This window comes from Streptomyces sp. AF1A, assembly GCF_047340315.1.
In the GTDB taxonomy this organism is placed as follows: Bacteria; Actinomycetota; Actinomycetes; order Streptomycetales; family Streptomycetaceae; genus Streptomyces.
This window is the reverse complement of record NZ_JBLEBI010000250.1, coordinates 1-7,769: the sequence shown is the minus strand read 5'-3', so window position 1 is coordinate 7,769 and position 7,769 is coordinate 1. Positions and strand designations below refer to the sequence as shown.

General features: G+C 73.4%; 7 protein-coding genes and 1 pseudogene. 4 read left to right on the top strand and 4 right to left on the bottom strand.

What is annotated here, in order from left to right; genetic code table 11:
* The first annotated feature begins 181 nt into the window (after nucleotides 1–181).
* Together ACLU3S_RS34465 and ACLU3S_RS34460 are read left to right on the top strand one after the other, a co-directional pair.
* The gene (locus ACLU3S_RS34465) at nucleotides 182–625 is read left to right on the top strand and encodes a DUF4186 domain-containing protein (protein WP_413955911.1); all 444 of its coding nucleotides are present in this window, start codon (nucleotides 182–184) and stop codon (nucleotides 623–625) included.
* Nucleotides 626–776: 151 nt separating this feature from the next.
* Nucleotides 777–2,996, top strand: a complete 2,220-nt coding sequence (locus ACLU3S_RS34460) for an NADP-dependent isocitrate dehydrogenase (RefSeq protein WP_413955910.1) — start codon at nucleotides 777–779, stop codon at nucleotides 2,994–2,996.
* Between the two features lie 101 nt (nucleotides 2,997–3,097).
* Here ACLU3S_RS34460 and ACLU3S_RS34455 read toward each other — a convergent pair whose 3' ends face one another.
* Nucleotides 3,098–3,439 (bottom strand): DUF5713 family protein, encoded by a 342-nt coding sequence (locus ACLU3S_RS34455; protein ID WP_413955909.1) that lies wholly within the window; start codon nucleotides 3,437–3,439, stop codon nucleotides 3,098–3,100.
* Between the two features lie 22 nt (nucleotides 3,440–3,461).
* Here ACLU3S_RS34455 and ACLU3S_RS34450 point away from each other — a divergent pair.
* Nucleotides 3,462–3,788 (top strand): annotated as a pseudogene (locus tag ACLU3S_RS34450) (N-formylglutamate amidohydrolase); the annotation flags it as partial.
* 246 nt (nucleotides 3,789–4,034) lie between these two features.
* On the opposite strand, the gene ACLU3S_RS34445 reads toward ACLU3S_RS34450, so the two are convergent.
* The 3 genes from ACLU3S_RS34445 to ACLU3S_RS34435 are packed head-to-tail and all read right to left on the bottom strand — an operon-like array spanning nucleotide 4,035 to nucleotide 6,603.
* Nucleotides 4,035–4,547 carry a hypothetical protein gene (locus ACLU3S_RS34445; RefSeq protein WP_413955908.1) on the bottom strand — a complete coding sequence of 171 codons (513 nt, stop codon included), beginning with the start codon at nucleotides 4,545–4,547 and terminating at the stop codon, nucleotides 4,035–4,037.
* Nucleotides 4,544–5,182, bottom strand: a complete 639-nt coding sequence (locus ACLU3S_RS34440; protein WP_413955907.1) for an RNA polymerase sigma factor — start codon at nucleotides 5,180–5,182, stop codon at nucleotides 4,544–4,546. Before ACLU3S_RS34440 ends, ACLU3S_RS34445 begins: the two co-directional genes overlap by 4 nt.
* On the bottom strand, nucleotides 5,179–6,603 hold the full coding sequence (locus tag ACLU3S_RS34435; protein WP_413955906.1) for a S8 family peptidase: 1,425 nt from the start codon (nucleotides 6,601–6,603) through the stop codon (nucleotides 5,179–5,181). The genes ACLU3S_RS34440 and ACLU3S_RS34435 overlap by 4 nt, the downstream gene beginning before the upstream one ends.
* A gap of 76 nt (nucleotides 6,604–6,679) precedes the next feature.
* Between ACLU3S_RS34435 and ACLU3S_RS34430 the strand changes: the two genes are divergently transcribed.
* On the top strand, nucleotides 6,680–7,769 hold a 1,090-nt coding region (locus ACLU3S_RS34430; RefSeq protein WP_413955905.1), incomplete at its 3' end, for a tetratricopeptide repeat protein.

Below are 7,769 nucleotides of genomic sequence, written 5' to 3'. Positions count from 1 at the left end.
CCGCCATCAACCGCGTGGGCCAGGAGGCGATCTTGGGCATGCGCAGACGGAAGATCCTCGTCGTCGCTGTCCGGGGGCGAACCGGCGACGACCCGCTGGCCTGGCACCGGGGCACGGGGGCGGGGCCCTGGCACCGGACGGCCGCCGGTCCCCGGCCGGGAGAGACTACGCTCGAAGGAGCATGACTTCCTCGCCCGTCCCCGGCACGCCCGGGCAGCCGTCCGCCGACCCCTCCGCCGGGAGGGGCGTGGACGACGCCCGCGCGCTCGACCAACGACTCGACACGCTCGCCCGCCAGCCTTTCCGTGCGAGGTTCCATCTGCGCGGGCGGGACCGGGCGACGGCCGAGCTCAAGGGGCGGGCCGCGATCCGGTGGCACGCCTACGACCTGATCGCCAAGCGGCTGGCCCCGGCCGAGCCGTACAAGGACGGCAAGCAGACCCCGTACCGGGGGCACCCGGTGTTCGTCGCCCAGCACGCGACCGCCACCTGCTGCCGGGGCTGCCTGCAGCGCTGGCACGGCATCCCCCAGGGGAGGCGGCTGAGCCGGGCGGAGCACGTCTACGTCGTGGACGTGATCTGCCGCTGGATCGAGCGCGAGCTGACGGGCGGGGCGGGCGCATGATCACGGGTGGCCGGATCGTGACGATCACGGAGGGCGGCTTCGGGCCGGTCCCGGGCCTCGGGTCCGTCCGGCCGGTACCCCTGTCGAGCCGAGCCCCGTCACGAGATATCTTGATGTCGAGCAATGTTGCAGACGTGGAGCGGAGCACCCGGTGACTGACTCGACCATCATCTACACCTACACAGACGAGGCCCCGGCCCTGGCGACGCATTCGTTCCTGCCGGTGGTCCAGGCGTACGCCTCGCAGGCCGGTGTGCCCGTGGAGACGCGCGACATCTCGCTGGCCGGGCGCATCATCGCCGTCTTCCCCGAGTACCTGAACGAGGACCAGCGCATCCCGGACGCGCTGAGCGAGCTGGGCGCCCTGGCCAAGACGCCCGCGGCCAACATCATCAAGCTGCCGAACATCTCGGCGTCCATCCCGCAGCTGAAGGCCGCCGTCGCCGAGCTGCAGAGCAAGGGCTACGCGCTGCCGGACTACCCGGACGACCCGAAGACCGACGAGGAGCGCGAGATCCGCGCCCGCTACGACAAGGTCAAGGGCTCCGCCGTGAACCCGGTGCTGCGCGAGGGCAACTCCGACCGCCGTGCCCCGGCGTCGGTGAAGAACTACGCCAAGACCCACCCGCACCGCATGGGCGCCTGGTCCGCCGAGTCCAAGACCAACGTGGTGACCATGGGCGAGAACGATTTCTGCTCCACCGAGAAGTCCGTGGTGATCTCCGAGGCCGGCAAGCTGCGGATCGAGCTGGTCGGCGAGGACGGCACCACCACCGTCCTGAAGGAGTCCGTACCGGTCCTCGAGGGCGAGGTCGTCGACGCCTCCGTCATGCACGTGGCCGAGCTGGAGAAGTTCCTCGCCGCGCAGGTCGCCCGCGCCAAGGAGGAGGGCGTCCTCTTCTCCGTGCACCTGAAGGCCACGATGATGAAGGTCTCCGACCCGATCATCTTCGGCCACGTGGTGCGCGCCTTCTTCCCGAAGACGTTCGCGAAGTACGGCGAGACCCTCAGGGCCGCCGGCCTGAGCCCGAACGACGGCCTCGGCGTCATCCTCAAGGGCCTGGAGAGCCTGCCCGAGGGCGCCGAGATCAAGGCCTCCTTCGACGCCGAGCTGTCCGAGGGCCCGGCCCTCGCGATGGTCGACTCCGACAAGGGCATCACCAACCTGCACGTCCCCTCGGACGTCATCGTGGACGCCTCCATGCCGGCCATGATCCGCACCTCCGGCCACATGTGGGGCCCGGACGGCCAGGAGCACGACACCCTCGCCGTCATCCCGGACTCCTCCTACGCCGGTGTCTACCAGGCCGTCATCGAGGACTGCCGGGCCAACGGCGCCTTCGACCCGTCGACCATGGGCTCGGTGCCGAACGTCGGCCTGATGGCGCAGAAGGCCGAGGAGTACGGCTCCCACGACAAGACCTTCGAGGTCCCGGCCGCGGGCACGGTCCGCGTGACCGACCAGGCCGGCAACGTCCTGATCGAGCAGCCGGTCGCCCAGGGCGACATCTTCCGCGCCTGCCAGACCAAGGACGACCCGATCCGCGACTGGGTCAAGCTGGCCGTCACCCGCGCCCGCGCCACCGGCGACCCGGCGGTGTTCTGGCTGGACCGCAACCGCGCCCACGACGCCAAGCTGATCGCCAAGGTCGAGCAGTACCTGCCGGAGCACGACACCGAGGGACTGGACATCAGGATCCTGTCCCCCGTCGAGGCCACCAAGCTGTCGGTGGAGCGCATCCGCCGCGGCGAGAACACCATCTCGGTGACCGGCAACGTGCTGCGTGACTACCTGACCGACCTCTTCCCGATCCTGGAGCTGGGCACCAGCGCCAAGATGCTGTCGATCGTCCCGCTGATGGCGGGCGGCGGCCTGTTCGAGACGGGCGCCGGCGGCTCCGCGCCCAAGCACGTGCAGCAGCTGCTCAAGGAGAACTACCTGCGCTGGGACTCGCTGGGCGAGTTCTTCGCCCTGGTGCCGTCCTTCGAGCAGTACGCGACGGCCACCGGCAACGCCCGCGCCAAGGTCCTCGCCGACACCCTCGACCGGGCCACGGCGACCTTCCTCAACGAGGACAAGTCCCCGACCCGTCGCGTCGGCGGCATCGACAACCGCGGCAGCCACTTCTACCTGTCCCTGTACTGGGCGCAGGAGCTGGCCCGGCAGACCGACGACGCCGACCTGGCGAAGGCGTTCGCGCCGCTCGCCGAGACGCTGGCCGCGAACGAGCAGAAGATCGTGGACGAGCTGATCGGCGTGCAGGGCAAGCCGGCCGACATCGGCGGCTACTACAAGGTGGACAAGGCCAAGGCGGACGCGGTCATGCGCCCGTCGGCCACCTGGAACGAGGCGCTGGCGTCCCTGAGCTGACGCCCGCGGCACCGAGCCGCCCACCGCGCTGATCCCTCCGCCCCGGCCGGACCCCGGCCGGGGCGGAGGCGCGCTGGGACACCGCCCGGTGCGGCCGGCCGTCACCACTCCCGGACGGCGACCAGCTCCTCCGCGTCCGCGTCCGCGAAGCCGTAGGCCCGCGCGACGAACCCGAAGTCCCCGGTTATCTCCTCGCGGGCCACGGTCTCGATCTCACTGCCGGCCGCCTCGAACTCGGCCTCCAGCGCGTTGAACTCCTCGGTGGCCGCCCGCGTCAGCCGGTACAGCGCGGCCAGGTCGGCGGGCCCTTCGGCCTCGATCCGGGCGCACAGGGCGAGCAGTATCCCGCGGCCCTTGTCCACGAGGTGGTCCGGAAAGTACCCGTCCCGGTACAGCGCGGCCAGGAAGGCGTGCCCCGCCACCTTCGGATTGCTGATCGGCATGCCGGAGCCCTGCCCCTCGCTCGGCTCCTATCCGCAAAAGCCGCTCCCCTACGAGCTGCACGGCGCCGGCCCGCGCCCGCCGGTGTGCCTGGGCACGGACGCCTTCCACACCCCGCCCGAGCTGACCGAGGCGGCCCGCACGGCGTTCTCCGGCTGCGGCGGGACGGGCCTGGACAGCCCCTTCCGCGGCACCTACGTGCCCCTGGAGTACTACGGCGCCGACACCCGGGGCGGCGCGCTCATGGTCGAGATCCGGCGCGACACGTACATGACCGAGCCGGGCGGTCCCGCAGGTCCGGGGCTGGAGCGGCTCGCCGCCGCCCTGGCCGCGCTGGTCGACGCGCTGTAGCCGTCCGGCCGGAGCACTCGGGCGGGGCGGGGCCGGTGCGGCGGATCGGGGTGGAGCACATGACAAGCCTCGAGACCGGCACGCCGCCCGGCCGGCGCCCCGGTCCCCGACGGGCCCGCGCCCGATCCGGCCAGGGCGGGACCGGCCGCTGGGTCTGCGGCTCGCGGTGCCGCCACAGCAGGTGAAGCGGCGGCACGGGACGGCGATCCGCGGCCCCGGACGCCGCCCGTCACCGGTGATCCGGCCTCAGGCTCGCAGCCACTCCGTGACGATCACCTCCGCGCCGGTGCGCAGTCTGAGGGCGAACGGGCCGGCCGGCGGGCTGTCGCTGGTGAAGCGCCCGAGGGTGTCGACGGCGACCGGGCGGGCGGTCTGCGGGCCGCCGAGCACCTCGATGCGCGCAGACTGCGGCGGCAGCACCTGGCCGATCATCCCCTCCTCGGTGACCTCGACGTCGACGGTGACCCGTCCCGCGCGGAACGTCAGCATGCGCGGCGGGTCCACGACGCCCCGCACCGGCACCGCGTCCACCAGCGAGTCGAAGGTCAGCTCGGCGATCCGGGCGTCCAGGTCGTACAACGCGTAGGCGTCGACCGCGAGTTGGCGCAGGCTCTCCGGGACGGGGTCCAGGACGGCCGCCGCCTCGCGCAGCTCCTCCTCCAGCAGGGCGTCCGCCGCCTCCGCGCCGTCCATGCCCTCGTAGTCCTCGTAGCCTTCGTAGCCCTCGTACCCGCCGTCCTGCTCGTCGTCGCGGTTCATGCCGCACCCCGTGCGTCCATCCGGGCCCGCAGCCGGCGCAGGCAGCGCTGGCGCAGAGGTCCGATGCTGCCGACCGCGATGCCGAGCGCGGCCGAGATCTCCACATAGCTGGGCGGCGGCGAGGCGATCAGCACGCGCAGTAACTGCCGGCAGCGCTCGCCCAGTTCGTCCAGCTCCCGCCACAGGCGGCGGACCCGCTCGGCCCGGTCAGCCGCCTCCTCGTGGTCGATCAGCGTCTGCTCCGGCGTACGGTCGTCGCTGGCCCGGTCCAGTACCTGCGGATCGTCCGTCAGCGTCAGCCGCGTGAGGCTCCGCAGCACCTTCAGGCACTCGTGGCGGGTGGTGCTGGCCAGCCACGAGCCCGCCTTGTCGGGCTCCCGGATCCGGCCCAGGTGCTGGGCGAAGCGGAACCACACGGTCTGGTAGACCTCGTGCCCGTCGGCGTCCGAGAGCCGGTGTGCGCGCACGACCGACCACACCAGCGGACTCAGCCCTTCCACCAGCGCCTTCCAGGCCGCGGCGTCCCCGTCGACGGCGGACCGGACGAGCGCGCCGACCTCTGTTCGGTCCACGGCTCCACCCCTCGTGTACGGCTCGTCATCGTACGCCGTGGAGCGGAGGGTTCCGGCCCTCATGCGGGCAGCGCGGGGCTCGGCACCGGGACGGGGCGCCAGGTGGGCGGTCGCAGCGCCGGTACGTGCGCCCCGCGCACCTCGGCCCGGTCGGTGGTGTCCGCCAGCAACCGGGCGCCTGCCGTGCGCGGGTCGCGCTCCCGCAGCGCCGTCATCCGGGCGGCGACGAGGCCCGCGACGACCGGGGTGGCGAAGGAGGTGCCGCTCCACTGTGCGAGCCCGTCGAACATCACCTGGTCCGGCTTGGCCCCGGTGCTCTCCCGGCCCTCGCTCAACACGCCCGTGTGACGCGGGAACTGGCAGGTGCAGGTGTAGCCGGCGCCGTACCGGCAGGTGTCGTAGGTGGAGTGCTGGTAGAGGTACGGCACGGGCGTGTCGAAGCCGGTGAGGGCGCTGGTGAGGCGCTCACCGGGGGCGTACGCCCGCACCCAGGCGCCGTGGTTGCTGAAGCAGGCCCCGCTCTCGCCGTCCGAGCGCAGGGCGCCGACGGACAGCACGCTGTCCGCGTACTCGGGCAGGGCCGCGTAGGCGGCGGGCCAGAACGGGATGTCACTGGCGTTGTTCCCGGCGGCGGCGACCAGCAGGGTGCGCTGTCCGCGCAGTTCACGCATGAAGGCGTCCAGTCCGATCAGCCCGTCGTCGCCCTCGGCGGGGGTGCCCGCGGACAGGCTGAGGACGTCGGGCCAGCCGCCCTGGTCGACGGCCTCGAAGAGCCGGGCGCCGAACTCGGACTCCAGCACGGCGCCCGCGTCGTTGAGGGTGCCCCGGACGGTGATGTCGGTGCACGGTGCGACGGCCGCGAGGATCCCGGCGATGAACGTGCCGTGGCCGACGTACTGGCGCAGCACCCCGTCGCCGTCGGTCTCGTCGAGCTGGGCGTCGCCCGTGGTGTGGGCGAGCAGCGGGTAGGCGCGGTGGTCGTGCACCAGACCGGTGTCGACCACCAGGACGCGGACGGCCGTGCCGGGGTCGTAACCCTCCTGCGCGGCCGCCGGGTTGGGCGATCCGGTGCGGGCGACGGGCACCGGCTCGTCACCGGGGCAGGCGTTGACCGCGATGTGCACGACGTGGTTGCGGCCGACCAGCCGGCGGCCCCGGCGCTCCTCGGCCTCGCGCAGGGCGCGCAGGGCGTGCGGGACGGTGTCGTCGCCGAGGGACGGGTCGCCGACCCGGATGCGGGTGACGCCGGTGCGGTCGCTGTCCGGGCCGATGCGGCGCACATGCTCGGGCACCAGCCCGCGGGTCTCGGTGAAGTGGGCGCGCACGGTGTCCTCGACGACCCGGGCCTCCTCGCCGGCCCGGGCGAGGACGACTCCCTTCTCGTACAGGAACCGGGCGTCCTCGTCCGGGCCCATCGCCAGCGGAACTCCGGGCATCGAGCGCTGGATGTGGCCGAACTGCTCGTGGAATCGCTGGGGTGCCATTCCGGATCCTCCCCCTCGGGACGGTGTACGACAGTGAGAGCCGCCAGGCCGTCGTCTGATACACCAGGCCACTACCATGCGAGGGGTGACAGCGGGAAGCGCGTCGGTCCTCGAACTGCTGCCGATGGTGTTCGCCGACCCGGGCGAGGCCCGGGCGCGCGCGGAACAGGTGCTCGGGGCCGGTCCGCCGCCGCTGCACGCCAGCGTCGCCCACCAGGTCCTCGGCATCTGGCAACGGGACTTCGGCGATCTGCGGATCGCGCTCAGGCATCTGCGCAGGGCCCGGGACCTGGCCGCGCGCGCCGAGTCGGCCGACCGGGAGGCGGACGTGCTCGCGACGCTGGGGGTCGCACTGGTGCACGCGGGGCGCACGCGGCAGGGGCTCGCGTCCTTCGAGCGGGGTGTCGCGCGGGGCACCGGGCACACCCGGGCCCGGGTGCTGTACCGGCGGGCCTATGTGTGGTGGGTGCTGGGGCGTCACCGGGAGGCGCTGGAGGACGTGCGGCGGGCGCTGCCGGTGCTGCGGCAGGTCGCCGACGACATCTGGACCGCGCGGGCGCTGACCCTGCGGGCGACGGTGCATCTGGCGCTGGGCGCGGTGGACCGGGCGGTGGCCGACTTCACGGCGGCGGAGCGGCTGTGGGACACCACCGGCCAGGAGCACGACAAGGCGGACGTGGTGGAGAGCCGGGGCCTGGCCGCCTTCCGGTCCGGGGACATCCCGGCGGCGCTGCGGCTGCTGGACGAGGCCGAGGAGCGGTACGCCAAGCTGGGCACGCCGACGTACAACCTGTCGATCCGGCGCTGCGAGGTGCTGATGGCGGCGGGCCTCGCTCCGGAGGCGCTGGCCGAGGCGGACGCGGCGATCGCACTGCTGGAGCGGATCGGCGGGCAGTCCACCCGCAAGGCCGAGTTGCTGCTGGCGGCCGCGCGGGCGGCCCGCTCGGCCGGGGACGCGCACACCGCCGCCGCCCGCGCCGCCGTCGCCGTACGGCTGTTCGCGGCGCAGCGGCGGACGTGGTGGGAGACGCACGCCCGGCTGGTGCTGATCGAGGCGCGGGCGGCGGGCGGGCCCCGGTCGGGGCGGCTGGTGGGGGACGCGGCGGCGGTCGCGCAGCGGCTGGCCTCCTTCGGCTCTCCTGCGGCGCCCGAGGCGTCCCTCCTCG